The following is a 19,414-nucleotide window of genomic DNA, read 5'->3' on the forward strand; positions in this document are numbered from 1 at the left end:
ACCTTTCGGACACTGCATAGCCGGCACAACGGACTTTGCGGTGTCTTTTTCATTTTCCACCTAGCGTTATCACCCAGCGCATACACACTTTGGAGAACAAACCCGTGCTTAGCGACGTTATTGACATCTTGGCGGACCCAGTAGACGGCACTGCGCTGATGCTTTCCGAAGACGGCAGCAGGATCGTCTCCGACTCGGGCCATTCTTATGACATCGCCCGACAGGGCTATGTCACCCTAGCTGGGGGTGCTGGCCTGCGCTACAGTGGCGACGACGCTTCGATGATCGATGCCCGGGAAGCATTCCTGTCCCGCGGGCACTTCGCTCCTTTCGTAGAGGCCGTATCCGCAGCGGTGAATACCGTCCTCGATGAGGCGGGTGTTCCTGTCGACGCCCAGGCAGCCATCGTGGAAATCGGCGCCGGAACCGGTTACTACCTATCGCACGCCCTCGACGATGTCGAAAACTCCATCGGCGTTGGCCTGGATGTTTCGGTGGCGGCTGCAAAGCGCCTTGCGCACTGCCATCCGCGGGCCGGGGCAGTGGTGGCGGATGCGTGGTCTCATCTGCCATTCCGCGACAATTCTGTCGACATCATCGTAGTTGCTTTCGCACCTCGCAACGCCGCGGAATTCGCCCGCATCCTCAAACCAGGCGGCGAGGTAGTAGTGCTCACCGCGGATCAAGGCCACCTGCGGGAACTGCGGGAGCCACTGGGCATTATCGACGTCGAGAAGGGTAAAGTAGCACGTCTCATCGAACAGGCGGCCGGGCACTTGGAGCCAGTCGGAGAAGGTCAGCTGCTGGAATTCCCGATGGACCTTGACCAGGCATCCATCGCCGCTCAGATCAAGATGAGCCCATCGGCGCGTCACATTCACCCGGATGTTTTGCACACCCGCATCGAGGCATTGCCGGAGACGATGACGGTGACGGCCCGCGCGGTGTTGACCCGTTTCAAGCCGGTGAGCTAGCGTTTTGGCCCAAGAAATGCCCCGACCCCAGTCTTTGTGACCTGAGGGATCGGGGCATTAGTTTTCGCGGAACTCTTAGTCGTACTCGCCATCAAGCGGTGGTTCCATGCCGTATGCCGGGCCACGTTTGGAGAGCTCTGAGTAATCGATGGGGAAAATCTCCATGTCGCGTTCCACGTGAGCGCTGCCGTGCTTGTGGACGCGGAATTGGGCGAAGCCATTGTCGAAGTAAACCCGGCTGGCCATAGCGAGGGCACCGCCATCAGCGAAAACTTCGACGGTTGATCCGTCGACGATGATAGTCATGGAGTCGGTGTCAGCCGCTACTAGCGGACCTTCGGCTATGTGGTCACCTAGATGTGCGGAGTTCATTGACCGATCAAGCTCGATCGTGTCTCCCAGGTGAGAGACGGTGGCTGCGATAGCCCCGTTGCCGTCGATAAGCTCTACTTGCACGGTGGCATCCTGGGCGGTGGTATCGATGATCGCGGAGTACATCGCGGCCCGGCTGGATTGAGAGACAAACTGAGGCAGACCCGGGGCTGGAGTTTGGTAGAGTAGGCCGTCTTGCAGGGTGACCAGGCGAGGCAAGGAGAGGCAGTTCACCCAGCCTTCGGCTTCCAAGCTCGGGTGCTCGTGGGGGTCGTCGAAGCGGCCAATACCGTTGAGTAGTCCAAACAACTGGGCGGAGGAGAAGTCGGGTAACTCGGCATCGGGCCCGACGACCACGTTGGTGTTTCGTGGGCGCGTGAAGTCGTGTCCGAAATCGAGGCGGGTGAATGGCGTCTTGACCTCGAAGTTCGTGCCGGAAAGCTTGCCAACCAGGTAGCCGGAGATATCGATGCCTTCGTGTTCCAGAGTTACCAACAAAATGTCGTAGCGTTGACCGTCGACTTCATCGCGCAAGCGAATCATGCGTGGGCTGACGATGCGCGAGATTCCCTCTAGTCCAGAAGTGCCGGAAAACGCCATCGCACCGAGGACGCGCCACTCCCGCCGGTCCGGCGAATCCAACACGACCAGGCGAGGTTCATCTTGGGATCCCGTGACCGCCAACATAAGCCATCCTGCGAAGGCATCATTCTGCCAGTCCACCAGTACACAAGGGGAGCGGAAATCGACAAAGCCGTCTCGGTCGCTAACGACTGCGCCGTGACGGACCACTCCAGGATCGAGTGCTAAAGCGTCTTCGGAGACAGTGTCGGTGGTGTCGTCGAGGTCGGCGATGGTAGCTACGTGGATTTGGGTGCCAACATCGGTGATGGAGGTGAAAAAGAGTTCCACGGTGTTGTCGTCGAGGCCCACGACTGACCCGGCCCGCACCTTAACTTCGCCTTCTGCTGCGGCCAAGACATCGTCGCAAATGTCCCAGTCGAAGGGGAGGTGTTCTGCGTATTGGTGTGCGATGCGGGCTGGGGCGCCGACGGTGGGCTGGTACTGGTGGAAAATATGCCAGTTGCTACCGACTTTCAGGGCGCCCGCGGGGGCGTTGAGGACGCCTTGTTCCGGGGAGACGTGCAGCTCGGGACGGTGGGAGTGATAGCTCATTGTGTATTTTCCTCGACAAGAAATTCCAGGGATTCGTCTATAACCACGAGGGTAGCGATGTTGTCGGTGGTGCGTCGTTCAGGTATAAGCCGACATGCAGCGGAGTGCGGAAGCGAACAAGATCAACGGACAGCGACCAGGTCAAGGTAGATGGCAAAGCCGTGACCTGGTCTTTTTGCTACATCAAGGACTTATAAACGTCGACTGTCTGTTGGGCGATCGTAGCCCAGGAAAAGTCATTGACAGCCCGCGCACGACCAGCCTCGCCCATCTCCTTGGCCCGAGTGCGGTCGGCGACCATCTTGTTCACGCCCTCGGCGATGCCACGTTCGAAGCCCTCGGCATCCGATTCGTCGTAGTGGACGAGGGTGCCGGTCACGCCGTCGACAACCACCTCAGGGATACCTCCGACATCAGAGGCCACTACCGCGGTGCCACAGGCCATTGCTTCGAGGTTCACGATGCCGAGCGGCTCGTAAATCGACGGACAGACGAAAGTATCTGCTGCCGTCAGGATCTCTTGAATCTTGTCTTTAGGCAGGAAGTCTTGTACCCAGAACACGCCGTCGCGCTGTCCTTGCAATTCTTCCACCAGGGCCTTCGTTTCGGCGGCGATTTCGGGGGTGTCCGGTGCTCCCGCGCAGAGGACGAGCTGGACGCCGTCGTCGAAAAGCTTGGCGGCTTTGACCAGGTGGCCGACACCCTTCTGCCGGGTGATGCGCCCAACAAATGCCACGATTGGGCGGCTAGGATCCACGCCGAGCTCAGTGAGCACAGATTCTGGGTTTTCTTCGAAGGTGGGGCGAGGCTGCCACAGCTGGGTGTCGATGCCGTTGAGCACAATGCGCACCTTATCCGGCTCGATGCGTGGGTAGGCGTCGAGGATGGAATCCTTCATGCGTGCGGACACAGCGATCACCGCATCGGCGTACTCCATTGCGTTCTTTTCCGACCATGAAGAGACCTCGTAGCCACCCCCGAGTTGCTCTCGCTTCCACGGGCGGTGCGGCTCCAAGGAGTGTGCCGTAGCGACATGAGGGATGTTATAGAGGCGAGCCGCGAGGTGACCGCCCAAACCGGCGTACCACGTGTGGGAGTGCACCACGTCGATATTGTTGGCGGCGTGTGCCATCCGGAGGCCGGTGGACAAAGTCTGGATAGACGGGTTCGCGTCCTTGAGCTCGGGATCGACCCCGTGGACATAAACATTGACTTCGTCGCGAGGCGCGCCCATGCAATGCACGTCTACCTCGGTGATCTCTCGCATGAAGCGGGTGAGCTCGGCAATGTGTACGCCGGCGCCACCGTAGATCTCTGGCGGATATTCCTTGGTCATCATTCCAACTCGCATAGTTTCGAATCTAGCCGTGGATGAACTTTCGTGCAGGAACAAGTCTCGTTGCCACAGCCACGCAGCTTATCGACGGGTGTAGCCGGGGGGCCAAAATGCCCCAATATCGACTTTGTCCTGCACAGTCAGCCGAAAGTGTCTAGGTTGGAAAGAGTGAGGAGCCAACCACATGTCCTAGCAATTGTCCTTGCAGGTGGAGAAGGGAAACGACTTTTCCCGCTCACTGCAGACCGAGCCAAGCCAGCTGTACCTTTCGGCGGCACGTACCGATTGATCCACTTCGTGCTCTCCAACCTGGTTAATGCCGGCTTTATGCAGATTTGCGTATTGACCCAGTACAAGTCACATTCCCTTGACCGCCACATCTCCCAATCGTGGCAGCTCTCCGGGCTAACGGGGCAGTACATCACCCCGGTGCCCGCGCAGCAGCGCTTGGGTAAGCGTTGGTACACCGGTTCTGCAGACGCGATCTTGCAGTCGCTGAACCTGATTTACGATGAAAACCCGGACTACGTCATCGTCTTCGGTGCGGACCACGTCTACCGCATGGACCCACGTCAGATGCTCGACGATCACATCGCGTCGGGCAAGTCCGTCACTGTCGCTGGAATCCGCGTCCCACGAGCCGAGGCAACCGCTTTTGGTTGCATCCAAGCGGAAGAAGACGGCACAATCACCGAATTCCTGGAAAAGCCTGCCGATCCACCCGGCACGCCAGATGACCCGGATGCAACATTTGCTTCCATGGGCAATTACATCTTCAACACCGATGCGCTCATCGCTGCGCTGACGGCCGACGAAGACGACGAAGAGTCTGCTCACGACATGGGTGGCGACATCATCCCGTACTTCGTTAAACGTGGTGAAGCAAACGTTTATGACTTTTCGGCAAATGTGGTGCCAGGCTCCACGAAACGCGACCAGGGCTACTGGCGAGACGTGGGTACCATCGACGCCTTTTATGAAGCGCACATGGATCTCATCTCCGTGCTGCCGGTGTTCAATCTTTACAACCGTAGTTGGCCGATCCACTCGACCGAAGATGGAAACTTCCCCCCAGCCAAGTTCGTCCAAGGTGGTATCGCACAGTCCTCGATGGTTGCTTCCGGCTGCATTATTTCCGGCGGTACTGTACGCAATTCGGTGTTGTCCAACAACGTGATCGTTGAGGAAGGTGCCACAGTTGAAGGATGCGTGCTCATGCCAGGTGTGCGCGTGGGCAAGGGCGCCGTGGTTCGTCACTCGATTCTGGACAAAAACGTAGTGGTCACTGAAGGTGAGTTCATCGGTGTTGACCACGAGCGCGACTCCTCACGATTCACCATCAGCGCAGGTGGCGTGGTGTGTGTCGGTAAGAACGAACGCGTATAACCCACGTAGTTGCGTTCTGCATGATTTCCCCTTTTCGTTTGCTGCAATGTAGGAGACGAAAGGGGGTTCCTTTTTGGGGGTTAAGTAAAGAAGAGTGTGTCCAGTCGGTGTGTCGCCGGCGGTGCGGGTTTGCTGCACAAGTGCTATGTCGTCGCTTCGGCGTAGTCCGACTACGTAGAGCAGCGTTTTTTAGTGAATAAAATCCCACGGCGGTAGTCCGACTACGCCGAAGTGACGACATAGAGCGGGCTATGGCTCCCAGACAACAATAGATACTGGTTTGAGGACCACGACCTTGCGGAAGTCAGGACTCAGAGAAGTACTTTTCTTTACTCACCCCCATGTCTCAGCGTTATCCGCAAACTTGACCACACCACCGCGCTGCTACAAGGCAGATTTAGGGGCATATGGTGCGGTCAAGTTAGAGGGGTGTGCGGGCACTTCCAGCACTCTCGCTCTCGTGTCCTGAATGTCCTCGAAGTTGCTCAAAATCGCCGCCAGAAGTGAGCAATCTCAAAGGCAATCGGTGGCCAGGACCAGCCAGGACCAGCCAGGACGCGCTATCGCTTGGTGACGATCGTCAGCCCCGCGCCTAAGGGGAGACGACACAACAGGGCGCCATCAAGTTCGCGCAGGTATGCATCTGTTGCGCGGGCGGCGACCGTGTCGCGGTCTTTACGCGATTCGTCGGCAATTGTCCCGTCGAGAAGCGCATTGGTCACGATGAGCACGCCACCGGAGGAAAGCAGTGGCCAGGCTGCGTCGACGAACGCGCGAAGGTCAGCGGGGTGGACGTCGCCGTAAACGAGCTGGTAGGAGTCGTTTGCCAGGCGTCCCATGACCTCAAGTGGTCGTGAGGGGAGGAAGCGGTAGGCAGACGTGCGGTAACCGGCGGCCTGGAAGCTGGTTTTGGCTTGTCGCTGATGCTCGGTTTCGGGATCGATGCAGGTGAGGTGCCCCTTCTCGCCGAGCCCCTTAAGTAGGTAAAGGCCGACCACGCCGGCGGCTGGCGTGACCGCGATAGCCCCGGCATTGTCCGCGGTGGCGGCACCGGCGGCCAAAGTTGCTAGCAAGGAACCCGTGATCGGGTCCGGAACAGCTAAGCCAAACTCCTCGGCATGCTGGCGGGCATCAGCCACAAATGCTTCTTCAGTGCTAGTGGCCACGATGTAGTTGGTTAGTGCGGTGGTAGCAGTATCGTTCACACAGGTCAGTGTAGAAGCCTGACCAGCTGAAGGGGCGGAGCACGCGCGCCTTGTGACAATTGAGGGAAAAGGGATAATTGTGGCTAAAGCGCCTGCTGTGTGCTGCCTAGGCAGCGATGGGCGTGACCGTTATCAAACTGTGTCCGCAGTTTAAGCAAATTGATGTCTTATTTGGAATATTCCCTGAGTTTCGCTCGTTAAGGTGAGTAGTGCATTGTTCAATTAGCTATTCCTTCTAAGGGCAGGCAGAATTAACACCATGAAATCCGTAGACTCTTCGCACGTTTCTCGCTTGAACGGGTCCGTTGTGGCCCGAGCAGAGCACGGCGTAGGTGAGGAGTTTGGCCCCTCCGCAGCACCCGCCTCCGGTGAGGCATCAGTTCCTCAAGTTGACGAGCTAACCGGCACCGCCGCTTTTGATGCCGGTATTGCTGGGATGCCTACTTGGGCAGAACTCGTTCAGGAACACGCTGACTCGGTCTATCGTCTAGCTTTCCGGCTGAGCGGTAACCAACACGATGCAGAGGACCTGACCCAAGAGACCTTCATGCGCGTGTTTCGTTCCATCAAGAGCTACCAGCCCGGAACCTTTGAAGGCTGGCTTCACCGCATCACCACGAATCTATTCTTGGATATGGTGCGCCATCGCGCGAAAATTCGCATGGAAGCCTTGCCGGAAGACTATGAGCGTGTCCCCGGAACCGACCTCACCCCAGAACAGGCATATAACGTAGCCAACTTGGATCCTGCCCTCCAGGCAGCGCTTGATGGCCTCAGCCCTGAGTTTCGTGTTGCGGTCGTGCTTTGTGACGTCATCGGGATGTCCTACGACGAAATAGCAGATACCCTCGGTGTGAAATTGGGTACAGTGCGTTCGCGAATCCACCGTGGCCGTTCTCAGCTGCGAGCTGCGTTGGAAGCTGCCGCTGAGACCGATGAATCCGCACAGTTGTTGATCCAGTCGAAGGTCTAGTCGAAGCAAAATTGGGTAGGCTCGGGAGCCAAAGCCCAAGGTGCAGCCAAAGCCCAAGGTGGAGCCAAAGCCCAAGGTGGAGCCAAAGCCCAAGGTGCTCAGAGCTAGCCCCAAGAATCACAGATTTGCCAGCCCCACAGGTGAATAAATGCCGACGATCTGGAAAGGAGTCGAACAGTTCGTGGTTGCAACGCCAAAGAGGCCATTTCGGCCGCATCTCCCGCAGCTACCAAAGCTGACTGAAGCGCGCGATCGCGCCGACCACGGCTTTGACTCCATCGAACACCTCAGCGCGGAAGCTATCGCCGGCTACGTCGATAACGAGCTGCCGACGATCGCAATGAACCGTGCGCGCGTCCATCTGGTCCACTGCGCAGAATGTCGGGCCGAGGTGCTTGCTCAACGACGAGCCTCAGAACGGCTTCGCAAGAGCGCAGCAGAGGAACTGTCCGCACCGAGTTCGCTATTAGACAAACTCACCTCAATCGCCCAATCTTGCCCGGAGGGGCCACCCGCGGACGACCTTCCGGCAGCTCGTGCTACCAGTTTCAGCGCCCGGGTAGAAACGTTTTATCGGGCGGTCAAGAAAGCGCACGGCAAGTAGTGAGACTAGAGTGAGATAAGTGTTTACGAATGTCGGTTGGGGCGAGATCCTCGTCCTGTTCATCATTGGCCTCATTTTCATCGGGCCGGAGCGCCTTCCCAAGGTGATCCAAGACGTGCGAGCTGCGTTGCTGGCCGCGCGCACCGCCATTGACAATGCCAAAAAAGGCCTCAATGACGAATTCGGTGGCGAGTTTGATGAGTTCCGCAAACCACTTTCGGACCTAGCTACGCTCCAACGGATGGGGCCACGCGCCGCAATCACCAAAGCGCTCCTCGACGGCGACGACTCCTTCCTCGACAACTTCGATCCAAAAAAGATCATGGCAGAAGAGGACACTGCGGGACAGACGGAACGAGCTCGCGCAGCACTTCATAAAACCGACCCTACGATGGAGCTCACCCCGGAAACTCAGCAAGTACCCCGCCCAGACACCGACGATCAGAACAAGCCGCCTGCCGGCGGCTTCTCCTGGGCCGACATCACCTAGCTGTCGGGATTACTGAGAAACAGCGCAGCTGCCTGCGCTGCTATCTTGGCAAATGGCACTACGCCGATGATGGTGTCCGCCGCTGGCCCTACCCAGTCGCCGTAGCCCACGAAGAACATTCCGGGCACCCCGATCGCTTGCGTGTTTTGCACCAAAATGTGGTGTTGCTGATCGCGCTGCAGAGGAACGTGAGCCAAGTGCTGGAGTGCTGGCCGGAACCCGGTGCACCAGATCACGGCGTCGATAAGCTGGCTGGAGCCGTTAGCCCAGTGGATCTCGCTGGAGCCGAACCTGTCAAACATCGGGTGGCTGCGAAGGATTCCGGCGTCGCGCGCGGTTCGAACCGGGGGAACCGCGACGATGTCGCCGAGCGCACGCAACCCACCATCGTCGGTTTCTCCGCGTTCGATGGCAGCCAGGCGTTGCTTGGCTACGTTAAAGAGCGCCTCGCCGTCGTAGTCGTCGGGAAGGAAACGTGGCGGTCGGAGCGTGCACCAGGTGACATGGCGTGCCACTCCTGCCAGGTCCGCAGCGATCTGGGCTCCAGAGTTGCCACCGCCGACTACCGCCACGCGTCGATTGCTGAACGCTTGCGCGGTGCGGTAATCCCGGGAGTGCAGCATCGTGCCGGAAAAGTCCCGCGCGCCGGGGACGTAGGGGACGAACGGCCTCGACGCATTGCCGGTGCAGTTGATGACCACACGAGCGGAGAGCTGCTCGCCGGAAGATAGTGTGAGCTGAAATGGGCTGTGCCCGCTGACCTCGGTTACTCGATAGCCACGCATAACTAGGAAGCCGTAGCGCTGCTCGTAAGCAGTGAAATAGTTGATGATTTCGCCCGGGGTGGGGTAGTAGTCGGCGGTAGCGGGGAGTCGCCATCCTGGCAACGAGGAGATGTGCCAAGGGGAAAATAGGCGTAGCGATTCCCACGTAAATGGCCAGGAGCCGCCTGGCTGTGGAGAGGCGTCGATCAGCACGACATCAAGGTCGTGGCTTCGAAGGTAGTAGGCGGTGGCAAGACCCGCTTGACCAGCTCCGATAATGACAACATCGTGGGTCATGTGGGCCTTGCCTTTCCGTGCTGAACGTAAAACTTAGGAGCGTGCCACGCCCAAGCCTAGGGTCTTGCCAGCCAGGGACTCCCGACGCACGTGCAACTTGTCGGCCACCGCGTTGATCGCCTGGGCGGTCGGGGAATCTGGGTGTGAAAGCACAACTGGGACGCCGGTGTCGCCGCCAGCGCGCAGCTCCGGATCCAACGGGATCGAGCCAAGCATAGCGACGTCCGTACCGGTCAACACGCTTAGCCGGTCCGCGACTTGCTGGCCACCGCCTTCACCAAAGACGTTAATCGTGCTGCCGTCAGGCAGGACCATCGCGCCCATGTTTTCGATTACTCCCGCGAGACGCTGGTGCGTCTGCAGCGACGCAGTACCGGCCCGTTCAGCGACATCTGCGGCCGCCGACTGCGGGGTAGTGACCACAAGGAGTTCTGCGTTCGGCAGGAGTTGGCCGATGGCGATGGCAACGTCACCGGTTCCCGGTGGGAGGTCGAGAAGCAGGATGTCGAGGTCGCCCCAGAAAACATCGGCGAGGAACTGTTGGATAGCCCGTTGTAGCATCGGCCCACGCCACATCACTGGGGCATTACCTTCGGTGAACTGCGCAATGGAGATCATCTTTACGCCGTGCGCCTGGACTGGCATGATCATGTCATCTACGGCGCTTGGGCGGGCGTCAGAGCCCAAGAGGCCAGGGACGGAGTGGCCGTAGATGTCGGCGTCGAGAATGCCGACGGAAAGGCCACGTTGAGCGAGGGCAACGCCCAGGTTGACGGTCATGGAGGACTTTCCGACACCACCCTTACCCGAAGCCACGGCGAACACGCGAGTGGTGGAATTTGGCTTCGCGAATGGGATCTCTGGGGTCTCTGCGGAGCCGCGCAGATTGGTGCGCAATTGTCGACGCTGTTCGTCGCTCATCACGTCGGTGGAAACCTGCACGTTGGCTACCCCTGGAATCTCCAGGACGGCAGCTTCGACGTTTGCCACGATGGTGTTCTTCATCGGGCAGCCGGCGATGGTCAAGAAGACCTCAACGGCGACGTTTGCCCCGTCAATTCGGATGGATTTCACCATGCCGAGCTCGGTGATTGGCTTTCCGATTTCTGGGTCGTCTACTCGTGCCAGGGCACTACGGACGGCATCTTCGCTTATCACGTTAGTCACGGGTCTCTAGCTTACTCGCGCCGTCTACCCCAACCGGCAGCCGGGGCGAGGGCCACGCAACAGCAAGCCCTCCTAGTCGCGCGAACGTTCCACGTCACCCTGGGTGGGTTCGGCGAGTTCCGTGACCTCGCCTGGGTTTTCCTCATGCTCGCGGGCAATGCGGGCGGCTGACTCATCGTCCAGCTTTGCCTCAATGCGTTCGAGCATGCCGTGCAGATCCTCTAACTCGTGGCGGAGGTAATCGCGGGTGACATTTTCGCCAAGCGCCAGGCGGACACTGGCGAGTTCGCGGGCAAGGAATTCCGTATCCGCCTTCGTTTGCTCTGCTCGACGCCGGTCTTCCGCGAGCGAGACGCGGTCACGGTCCTCTTGTCGATTTTGCGCTAACAAGATCAGCGGAGCAGCGTAGGCAGCCTGCGTCGAAAAAGCCAGGTTTAGCAGGATAAACGGGTAGGGGTCCCAGGAAAACGCGACCACTCCGACATTCAACGCGATCCAGCAAATCACAAAAACGGTCTGCCAAAACAGGTACTCGCCCGTGCCGAAGAAACGCGCGACCTTTTCCGCGAGTGCTCCAATGGCATCCGCATCGACTTGCAGTAAACGGCGCTTCTTTCCGACGGCAGGCGTATCGAGTGCAGAACGGTCAGCCACGGTTCACCCCCTGTGAGGACTCGGATGGGCGTAGACCATGCTCACGCCAATCTTCCGGCAACAGGTGGTCGAGGAGGTCGTCGACAGCCACTGCTCCCAAAAGGTGTTGGTCCTCATCGAGCACAGGGCCACACACCAGGTTGTACATGGCGAAGTAACGGGCCGCGGTCTCTTGAGAGTCGTTGGCAAACAACTGTGGCAGGTCTGGGTCCAAAATGCCGCCAATGAGCGAGCTTGGGGGCTCACGAAGTAGTTTCTGCAGGTGCACGCACCCAAGGTACTTGCCAGTCGGCGTGGCTGTGGGTGGGCGGACCACAAAAACCATCGAACTCAATGAGCTTGGTAGTTCGGGATTGCGTACGATGGCTAGGGCTTCCGCGACGGTGGTTTGCGGGGTGAGAATGATCGGCTCGGGCGTCATCAGGGCGCCCACGGTATCGGGCGAGAATGTCATGAGGCGACGCACCGGGGCGGATTCTTCCGGATCCATGAGTTCAAGGAGCACGTCTGCTTTTTCGTGCGGGAGTTCTCCGAGAAGGTCGGCGGCATCGTCCGGGTCCATTTCTTCCAGCACGTCGGCGGCGCGTTCGATGTCCATCGATTCGATGAGTTCGGCTTGATGGTCGTCGGGAAGCTCTTGGATGATGTCGGCCAGGCGGTCGTCGGTAAGTTCTTCGGCGACCTGCTGGCGTTGTTGGGCGGGCAACTCGTGGATGACGGTGGCGATGTCGGCGGGTCGCATGTCGTCGAATGAGGCGATGAGCTCCGCGGTGGCGTTTGATGTGCCGATACCGCCTGCGGAAATGCCCTGGACGTGCGACCACGGGGTGACTTCGAGGCCGGTTCGTCGACCGAATGCGCTGCGTTCGCTGAAAACTGCCGCGCGACTGAGCACCCAATCTCGGGTGCGGGTGCGTTCGATTTCCACATCTGCGATCTCGACTGGTTTACCGTGCAGATGCGCCAATTCGGGATCGTCGATGTGGATTTTCGCGCCTACCAGGTCTTTCATCACTGTTAGCTCACCGGCGCGCGTCTTGAACTCTCGGATTGATACCGACCCGGATACCAGGGTGATTTCGCTTGGTTCGATAGCAGCCACGCGCAGGAGGGGGACGAAAATGCGACGCTTGTTCGTCATCTCCACGACTAGACCGAGCGCGCGTGAAGCGTGGCGGGAGCTGCGGATGCTCACGACAACATCGCGTACCCGCCCAATTGATTCTGCATCGGGGCCGCGTACAACCATGCCACTGAGGCGCCCTACATAGACGCGGGTTGGTGAACTCATAGTAACCGACTTTACGCGATACCCCCGGTGGGAACCGCGGCGCTAGGTTGGGCGTTGTTACTTAAGGAATCTATTAATCCCGATTATCAAAAGGACCACTGTGTACCCGGAGAATTCCGACCCCCAATCGTCACAGCAACCCGGCGAGGCGCTGCCGCCACAGTCCCGTGAGGCGCAACCGCAGCAACAGCCGGACACTTGGGCACGCCCAGCTGACCGCCCAAGTGCACCTGGGATGGGTAGGACCCCGGTTGAGGAGAATCCACGCCCCCTTCCCACGGGCTGGCCGGTGGGGAGTTTCGGCACCTACGCTGAGGCGCAGGCGGCTGTTGACATGCTCAGCGACACGGGCAATTTCCCCGTGGAAAAGCTCACTATCGTGGGGGTGAACTTGATGGAAGTAGAGCGAGTAATCGGTCGATTGTCCTGGGGTAGAGTCCTGGCCGGAGGTGCTGTGTCCGGTGCGTGGATGGGCGTATTCTTTGGCCTGCTACTCGGAATGTTTAACCAGTCCTGGCTCGGCCCTTTGCTAGCCGGTGTGCTGATGGGTGTGTTCTTCGGGATGGTTTCTGCCGCTGTGCCGTACGCCGGGAGCCGCGGGCGACGCGATTTCAGCTCGACCACCCAAATCGTTGCTGGGCGTTACGACGTCCTATGCGATCCCGAGTACGCCCGTGGCGCGCGGGATGCGATCGCCCGAGCACGCTTGGCTTAAAGCCAGTTGTTCTTCTTAAAGAACCAGTACATGGCCACGATCGATGCCAGCATCACGCCAAGCACGGCGAAATAGCCGTACTGCCAGGACAACTCGGGCATGTTTTCAAAGTTCATGCCATAAATACCCGCGATCATCGTGGGCACAGCTGCCATACCGACGAGAGCAGAAAGCCGACGCATATCGGCGTTTTGCTGCATTGATACCTTGGCCACACCCGCGTTGATCAGCGAAGTGAGACGCTCGTCGTGGGAGGCCACGTGGTCTGCCGCCGCTAGCTCGTGATCGAGGACGTCCAGGAAGTAGCTGGAGATCTCCTCGCTCAGCAGGTCATTGTGGGCGTTGGTCAGGGTTCGCAACGCCAAAGCGAGCGGATCGATGGCATGGCGCATTTCTAGGATCTCGCGCTTGAGGCGATAGATCTGCTCGATGTCGAACCGGGTGCCGGGGGAGAACACTTCGTTTTCGAGCTCGTCAATATCGGTGGACAGCAAGCTACTGATGCGCAGGTACTCGTCGACAAGCACGTCGGAAATCAGCCAAGACACCGCGGTGGGGCCCATTGCGCACTGCTCAGGGTCGGACTCGAGGCGACGTTTCAGGCCTGGAATGGTGCTTTGCTCGCCGTGGCGGACGGTAATGATGAAGTCTTTGCCAACGATCATTTGGACTTCGCCGGTCTCGATGATCTCGCGCGCATTGTTGACGATCGCGTCGTCGGTGTACTTCACGCTACGGATGACGAAGAAAAACTGGTCGTCGTAACGCTCCACTTTGGGGCGCTGGCGTGCGGACACCGCGTCCTCAACAATGAGTTCGTGGACGTCATAGGCTTCCGAAATGCTCACCATCTGGTGCTGATCAGGCTCATACAGACCCAGCCACACATAGCCACTGCCAGTGCGACGCACCTCCTCCAGCGCCTCCCGATAGCCATAAGAGCCGCGAACAGGATGGCCATCCCGGTAAATCACGCAGCGCTCGATCGCACGCTCGACGGGAACACGCAACTTGGTTGCGGAATTGGCTGGCTTTGGCGACGCCTTGGCGACCACCTTGCTCGGCGACAATGAAATCTTTGGGCGAGGAAAATTACGCGAATTGCTTGCCATGAAAACCCTCTTTCCCTACGAAACCCAGATCTGATCCAACCAGTAAACACTACCGCGCGCCCAGGCAAGTTACAATGCGATACGTGTCCGCTATTCGAGTACTCGCCCTCACCGCCATTACCAGCATCTTTGCCGTTTCGACGACGGCATGCGCTCCCGAACCCAACCGGCCAGCTAGGGAATCGGATGTCGTGTCAATTAAGGTGGTAGCGCGGGCGAATCGTCCCGAAGAAATAGCGCTAGGCACGCTCTACGCGGAAGCCCTAGTTCGACGCGGCCAAGAGGCATACCTCGAAGTGGTAGAAGAGTCTGAACCTCGGATAGCTGACCTCGAAGATGGCAACGCGGAACTAATCCTGGGATGCACCGGAGACCTACTCCGGCAGATGGACCCCCAACTCGCTGAGGAACATGCGAAGAAACTCCAGGCGGAACGGAAACGGGGAGAGCTAGACCCTAATGATGGATCTTGGCGTGACACGGTGTACCAAAGCATGGTCGCCAGCCTGCCAGATCGCTTAGCCGCATCGAATCCTTCAAATGCCATCGGATGTCAGCAGAATGGGGGAGCTGCCGTTTCTGTTGCTAAGGCCGGTACCACCGGCGATGACCTGCCGCAAAACATTGTTCCAGTGTTTCGGGAGACGGCGTTCAACCGTCATAACCGCGACACCCTCAATATTGTCTCTGGTGCGATCTCGGACGATGACCTGCGGGCGTACTACATCGGGCCGAAAGATTCGGTGTCCTTGAAGAATCGCGCCGCCAAGCTGCTCGATTCCTACTCGGTGTAGCGCAGCTGTCGCGTGCGTGCGCCGAGAGCCTTCGAGATTGCGCCTGAAATTTTGTACAACTTCAAAGGCAATCGGCGAACAGAAGAAGCGCAATTGCAGCACATCGCTGGGCTTCAAACACAACAAAGGACCTGGCCAACACTGATTTGAATCAGCACTGGCCAGGTCCCTTTTCCCCTGCGAGCCCTTTTAGAAACCCGCTGAGCTCGGTGAGATTCTCACCGAGCCCTAGGAACCTGCATCAGCTTATGCCAAGGCTTCGTTGATGAGAGCTTCCTGCTCGAGCTGGTGCACCTTGTTGATGCCGGTCGAGGTGGAGGACTGTGCACGTCGGGAGACGCGCTTCATGCGTGGCATGTCAGGCAGCAGTTCTGGCAGGTTCAATGCCAGGAATGGCCATGGTCCCTGGTTTGCTGGCTCGTCCTGGCAGAAGCGTACTTCTTCGACGTTGTGGTACATCTCGAAGATTTCGGCCAGGCGGTTGTATGGGATTGGGTGAAGCTGCTCGAGGCGGACGATGGCGACATCCTCGCGGCCGTCCTTTGCGCGCTTCTTCTCCAAGTCGTAGTACAGCTTGCCGGAAACCAGCAGCAGCGTCTTGATCTTTGCCGGGTCGCCGATAACGTTTCCGAGCATGTCCACGATCCGTGGGTCGTTGATGATGGAGCGGAAGCGCTTGACCTCGGTGAACTCCTCAACCGAGGAAGTTGCGGCCTTCATGCGCAGCATGGACTTCGGAGTGAAGACCACAAGCGGACGCTTCAGCTCGCCCAGTGCGTGACGACGCAGCAGGTGGAAGTAGTTAGCTGGGGTGGTTGGCTGTGCAACCGTCATCGAGCCTTCCGCACACAGCTGCAGGTAGCGCTCAATGCGTCCGGAGGAGTGGTCCGGGCCCTGGCCTTCGTAGCCATGAGGCAGCAGCAGGATGACGCCAGACTTCTGGCCCCACTTTGCTTCGCCGGAGGAAACGTACTCATCGATGATGGTTTGTGCACCATTGGCGAAGTCACCGAACTGTGCTTCCCATGCGACGACGGCTTCTGGGTTACCCACGGAGTAGCCGTATTCGAAGCCCATGGCGGCGTACTCGGTCAGCGCCGAGTTGTAGATCATGAAGCGACCACCGTTGCCCTTGGAAACAGCCAGTTCGTGAACTGGGTTGTATTCCGCAGCGGTGGTTGGGTCCACCATCACGGCGTGGCGCTGCGTGAAGGTGCCGCGACGAACGTCTTCGCCTGCGAGGCGAACGGTCTTACCTGCATTGGCAAGGGAAGAGAAGGCGATGAGCTCGCCCCAGCCCCAGTCGATGCCACCTTCGCGTGCGGACTTGGCGCGCTTCTCCGCGATCGGAGCAACACGGGTGTGTGCGTGGAAGTTCTCTGGCAGCTGTGCCCATGCGTCGCCGATTTCGCCCAGTTCGGCGGTGGTGATGGAGGTGTCCAGGCCACGAGGCAGGCGCTGAGACTCCGTGATGCCTTCTTGCTTAGCTGGGCCCTTCTTTTCTTCGGCCTTGACGTCGGCGAAGACAGCTTCGAGCTGCTCGTGGAAGTCCCGTGCGAGTGCCTCGGCTTCAGCCTCCGAGATGTCGCCACGACCGAGCAAGTCGGCGGCGTACTTAGCGCGGGTGCTTGGCAGGTTGTCGATGATGTCGTACATCTTTGGCTGGGTCATCGATGGGTCGTCGGCTTCGTTGTGGCCACGCTTGCGGTAGCAGACGAGGTCGATGAACACGTCCTTGCCGAAACGACGGCGGTATTCGGTGGCCAGTTGAGCTACCCATACCACGGCCTCTGGGTCGTCACCGTTGACGTGGAAAACTGGGCAGGCGTAGGCCTTAGCCAGGTCGGTGGCGTAGTGGCTGGAACGACCGGAATCTGGGGTCGTGGTGAAGCCGATCTGGTTGTTGACCACCACGTGAATGGTGCCACCGACGGTGTAGCCGCGCAGCTTGCCGAGGTTAATCGTCTCAGGGACGATACCCAAGCCCGCGAAGGCAGCGTCGCCGTGGAGCAGCAGCGGTACGACGGTGTAGCCGTCTGGTCCCTTGTCGAGGATGTCCTGCTTAGCGCGGGCGATACCCTCCATCACTGGGTTCACAGCTTCCAAGTGGGATGGGTTCGCGGCCAGCGAGACCTTGATCTCGCCATCACCGAACATCTGGATGTGCTTGCCTTCAGCTCCGAGGTGGTACTTGACATCGCCGGATGCGCCAGCGGTGTCAATGGACATGTTGCCTTCAAACTCGTTGAAGATCTGCCCAAAAGGCTTGCCGACGATGTTAGCCAGCACATTCAAACGGCCACGGTGTGGCATGCCAATGACCACTTCGTCGAGACCCTGCCCGGCTGCGGTATCGATCGCTGCATCCATCAACGGGATGAGGGACTCAGCTCCCTCGAGGGAGAAGCGCTTCTGGCCGACGAACTTGGTCTGCAGGAAGTTCTCGAATGCTTCGGCGGCGTTGAGCTTCTGCAGGATGTACTTCTGCTCTGCGCGGGTTGGCTTAGGCATGCCCGCTTCGAGGCGATCCTGCAGCCACAGGCGCTCGTCGGCATCCATGATGTGGGTGTATTCGGAGCCGACCTTGAGGGTGTAGGCGGCGCGCAGGGTGGAAAGGACGTCGCGAAGCGTCATCGTTTCGCGGCCTGCGAAGCCACCGACATTGAAGGTGCGGTCCAGGTCCCACAGGGTGAGGCCGTGGGTGGCGATGTCGAGGTCGCGGTGATCCGGGATTGGCATGCCGTCTTGCTGGTAGTTCAGCGGGTTGACGTCGGCAAGCAGGTGGCCACGGGAGCGGTATGCCTCGATGAGCTGCATGACGCGGGTGTTCTTGTCGATGCCGCGGTTTGGCACATCCTGTGCCCAGCGCATTGGGGTGTAAGGAACGCCCATGGCTTCGAAGATGTGGTCCCAGAAGCTGTCGTCGATAAGCAGCTGCGACATGGTGCGCAGGAACTCGCCGGATTCGGCGCCTTGGATGATGCGGTGGTCGTAGGTCGAGGTGATCGTGACCAGCTTGCCTACGCCGAGTTCTGCCAGGCGGTCCTCGGAAGCGCCCTGGAATTCGGCTGGGTAATCCATCGAGCCGACACCGATGATGGTGCCCTGGCCCTTTGTTAGGCGTGGGACGGAGTGGCGGGTGCCGATGCCACCTGGGTTGGTCAGGGAAATGGTGATGCCCTGGTAGTCGTCCATGCCAAGCTTGCCTTCGCGGCCACGCTTGACGATGTCCTCGTAACCCGCAACGAACTCGTTGAAGGCCATCTTTTCGGTTTCCTTGATGGCCGCCACGACCAGTGCGCGGGAACCGTCCTTCTGCGGAAGGTCGATAGCCAGACCCAAGTTGATGTGCTCCGGAGTCTTGATGGTTGGCTTGCCATCGATGACGTCGTACGAGTTGTTCATGTCTGGGTGAGCCATGACGGCCTTGACCATGGCATAGCCGATGATGTGGGTGAAGGAGATCTTGCCACCGCGGTTGCGCTTGAGGTGGTCATTGACCAGAGCGCGGTTTTCGAACATGAGACGAGCTGGCATGTCGCGAACCGACGTAGCCGTTGGGACCTCGAGGGATTCGTCCATGTTCTTAGCGATCGCCTTGAAGATACCCTTCAGGGCCTTGTCGCCTGCAGCTGGAAGTTCGCCCGCACGATCAAGTGGGGAGTCCTTCTTCTTGCGGGACGCAGCGCGCTGAGCTTCGGTAGACGCTGGGCCGTCGGAAAGCGGGCGACCACCACGCTCAGCAGCCGATGGAGCTTGGCCCTTGTTGACCTTATCTGCGGCGTGCGATGGGGCGGAAGGAGCGGACGCTCCAGCTGCCTCTGCGGTCGCTTTTGCAGGGGTAATAGGGGTAGTGGAGTTCGCATTTGCAGGAGCGCCCTGCTTTTCAAACAGCTCGCGCCATTCCGCATCTACGGATTGTGGATCTGCACTGTATTGCTGGAACATTTCGTCTACCAGCCACTGGTTTTGGCCGAAATTACTAGCGCTGCTCACGGCAGTGTCTCGCCTCGTTTCCTTGGTAAAAATTTGTGTCTGGATATAACTGTAGTAGTTCATACCAGGCTAACGAATTCAGGCCCGAAATGTCACCGGCAAACCCGA

The 19,414-nt window shown here is 59.1% G+C and carries 16 protein-coding genes; 7 read left to right on the forward strand and 9 right to left on the reverse strand.

The genetic code is table 11. From position 1 onward, the window contains the following. Positions 1–104: 104 nt before the first annotated feature. A complete protein-coding gene (locus CEPID_RS04565; RefSeq protein WP_047239949.1) occupies positions 105–974 on the forward strand; it encodes a methyltransferase domain-containing protein in 870 nt (289 codons plus the stop codon). A gap of 75 nt (positions 975–1,049) precedes the next feature. Here the strand turns inward: CEPID_RS04565 and CEPID_RS04570 are convergent, their stop codons facing one another. Then, the gene (locus tag CEPID_RS04570; protein WP_047239950.1) at positions 1,050–2,522 is read right to left on the reverse strand and encodes a GH32 C-terminal domain-containing protein; all 1,473 of its coding nucleotides are present in this window, start codon (positions 2,520–2,522) and stop codon (positions 1,050–1,052) included. 178 nt (positions 2,523–2,700) lie between these two features. After that, positions 2,701–3,873: a glycogen synthase gene (glgA, locus tag CEPID_RS04575; protein ID WP_047239951.1), complete on the reverse strand. Its 1,173-nt coding sequence runs from the start codon at positions 3,871–3,873 to the stop codon at positions 2,701–2,703. A gap of 153 nt (positions 3,874–4,026) precedes the next feature. Between glgA and glgC the strand changes: the two genes are divergently transcribed. Next, positions 4,027–5,244, forward strand: a complete 1,218-nt coding sequence (gene glgC, locus CEPID_RS04580; protein ID WP_047239952.1) for a glucose-1-phosphate adenylyltransferase — start codon at positions 4,027–4,029, stop codon at positions 5,242–5,244. A 560-nt stretch (positions 5,245–5,804) separates the two neighbouring features. On the opposite strand, the gene CEPID_RS04585 is transcribed toward glgC, so the two are convergent. Next, positions 5,805–6,449, reverse strand: coding sequence for an O-methyltransferase (locus tag CEPID_RS04585; protein WP_047239953.1), 645 nt, complete (start codon positions 6,447–6,449; stop codon positions 5,805–5,807). A gap of 259 nt (positions 6,450–6,708) precedes the next feature. Between CEPID_RS04585 and sigE the strand changes: the two genes are divergently transcribed. The 3 genes from sigE (at position 6,709) to tatB (ending at position 8,516) form a co-directional block, all read left to right on the forward strand. Further along, positions 6,709–7,422: an RNA polymerase sigma factor SigE gene (sigE, locus tag CEPID_RS04590; RefSeq protein WP_083984382.1), complete on the forward strand. Its 714-nt coding sequence runs from the start codon at positions 6,709–6,711 to the stop codon at positions 7,420–7,422. A gap of 148 nt (positions 7,423–7,570) precedes the next feature. After that, positions 7,571–8,026, forward strand: coding sequence for an anti-sigma factor family protein (locus tag CEPID_RS04595; RefSeq protein WP_144413447.1), 456 nt, complete (start codon positions 7,571–7,573; stop codon positions 8,024–8,026). Between the two features lie 19 nt (positions 8,027–8,045). Beyond that, entirely contained in the window at positions 8,046–8,516 is a 471-nt protein-coding gene (tatB, locus tag CEPID_RS04600) for a Sec-independent protein translocase subunit TatB (RefSeq protein ID WP_047239954.1), read from the forward strand. On the opposite strand, the gene CEPID_RS04605 is transcribed toward tatB, so the two are convergent. From CEPID_RS04605 to CEPID_RS04620, 4 genes are all read right to left on the reverse strand, one after another. After that, the gene (locus CEPID_RS04605; RefSeq protein ID WP_047239955.1) at positions 8,513–9,577 is read right to left on the reverse strand and encodes an ArsO family NAD(P)H-dependent flavin-containing monooxygenase; all 1,065 of its coding nucleotides are present in this window, start codon (positions 9,575–9,577) and stop codon (positions 8,513–8,515) included. The two genes, tatB and CEPID_RS04605, sit on opposite strands and share 4 nt — an antisense overlap. 33 nt (positions 9,578–9,610) lie before the next feature. Next, positions 9,611–10,744, reverse strand: a complete 1,134-nt coding sequence (locus CEPID_RS04610; protein WP_047239956.1) for an Mrp/NBP35 family ATP-binding protein — start codon at positions 10,742–10,744, stop codon at positions 9,611–9,613. Positions 10,745–10,816: 72 nt separating this feature from the next. Further along, complete coding sequence (locus CEPID_RS04615; protein WP_047239957.1) at positions 10,817–11,398, reverse strand: DUF1003 domain-containing protein; 582 nt, start codon at positions 11,396–11,398, stop codon at positions 10,817–10,819. Beyond that, positions 11,391–12,689 (reverse strand): magnesium transporter MgtE N-terminal domain-containing protein, encoded by a 1,299-nt coding sequence (locus CEPID_RS04620; protein WP_047239958.1) that lies wholly within the window; start codon positions 12,687–12,689, stop codon positions 11,391–11,393. The genes CEPID_RS04615 and CEPID_RS04620 overlap by 8 nt, the downstream gene beginning before the upstream one ends. Before the next feature lie 235 nt (positions 12,690–12,924). Here CEPID_RS04620 and CEPID_RS04625 point away from each other — a divergent pair, with 235 nt between their 5' ends. After that, positions 12,925–13,404: a general stress protein gene (locus tag CEPID_RS04625; protein WP_047241356.1), complete on the forward strand. Its 480-nt coding sequence runs from the start codon at positions 12,925–12,927 to the stop codon at positions 13,402–13,404. On the opposite strand, the gene corA is transcribed toward CEPID_RS04625, so the two are convergent. Continuing rightward, complete coding sequence (corA, locus tag CEPID_RS04630) at positions 13,401–14,516, reverse strand: magnesium/cobalt transporter CorA (RefSeq protein ID WP_083984383.1); 1,116 nt, start codon at positions 14,514–14,516, stop codon at positions 13,401–13,403. The two genes, CEPID_RS04625 and corA, sit on opposite strands and share 4 nt — an antisense overlap. An 83-nt stretch (positions 14,517–14,599) precedes the next feature. Between corA and CEPID_RS04635 the strand changes: the two genes are divergently transcribed. Continuing rightward, entirely contained in the window at positions 14,600–15,310 is a 711-nt protein-coding gene (locus CEPID_RS04635; protein WP_144413448.1) for a hypothetical protein, read from the forward strand. A gap of 246 nt (positions 15,311–15,556) precedes the next feature. On the opposite strand, the gene CEPID_RS04640 is transcribed toward CEPID_RS04635, so the two are convergent. Next, the gene (locus CEPID_RS04640; RefSeq protein WP_047239960.1) at positions 15,557–19,306 is read right to left on the reverse strand and encodes a multifunctional oxoglutarate decarboxylase/oxoglutarate dehydrogenase thiamine pyrophosphate-binding subunit/dihydrolipoyllysine-residue succinyltransferase subunit; all 3,750 of its coding nucleotides are present in this window, start codon (positions 19,304–19,306) and stop codon (positions 15,557–15,559) included. Positions 19,307–19,414: the final 108 nt, after the last annotated feature.

It is taken from the genome of Corynebacterium epidermidicanis (assembly GCF_001021025.1).
GTDB lineage: Bacteria > Actinomycetota > Actinomycetes > Mycobacteriales > Mycobacteriaceae > Corynebacterium > Corynebacterium epidermidicanis.

What these genes read in the sequence shown, in the direction of transcription:
- CEPID_RS04570 (WP_047239950.1), bottom strand. Translation starts at nt 2,522, where the DNA reads ATGAGCTATCACTCCCACCGTCCCGAGCTGCACGTCTCCCCGGAACAA.
- glgA (WP_047239951.1), bottom strand. Translation starts at nt 3,873, where the DNA reads ATGCGAGTTGGAATGATGACCAAGGAATATCCGCCAGAGATCTACGGT.
- sigE (WP_083984382.1), top strand. Translation starts at nt 6,709, where the DNA reads ATGAAATCCGTAGACTCTTCGCACGTTTCTCGCTTGAACGGGTCCGTT.
- CEPID_RS04595 (WP_144413447.1), top strand. Translation starts at nt 7,571, where the DNA reads ATGCCGACGATCTGGAAAGGAGTCGAACAGTTCGTGGTTGCAACGCCA.
- CEPID_RS04605 (WP_047239955.1), bottom strand. Translation starts at nt 9,577, where the DNA reads ATGACCCACGATGTTGTCATTATCGGAGCTGGTCAAGCGGGTCTTGCC.
- CEPID_RS04620 (WP_047239958.1), bottom strand. Translation starts at nt 12,689, where the DNA reads ATGAGTTCACCAACCCGCGTCTATGTAGGGCGCCTCAGTGGCATGGTT.
- CEPID_RS04625 (WP_047241356.1), top strand. Translation starts at nt 12,925, where the DNA reads ATGGGTAGGACCCCGGTTGAGGAGAATCCACGCCCCCTTCCCACGGGC.
- corA (WP_083984383.1), bottom strand. Translation starts at nt 14,516, where the DNA reads ATGGCAAGCAATTCGCGTAATTTTCCTCGCCCAAAGATTTCATTGTCG.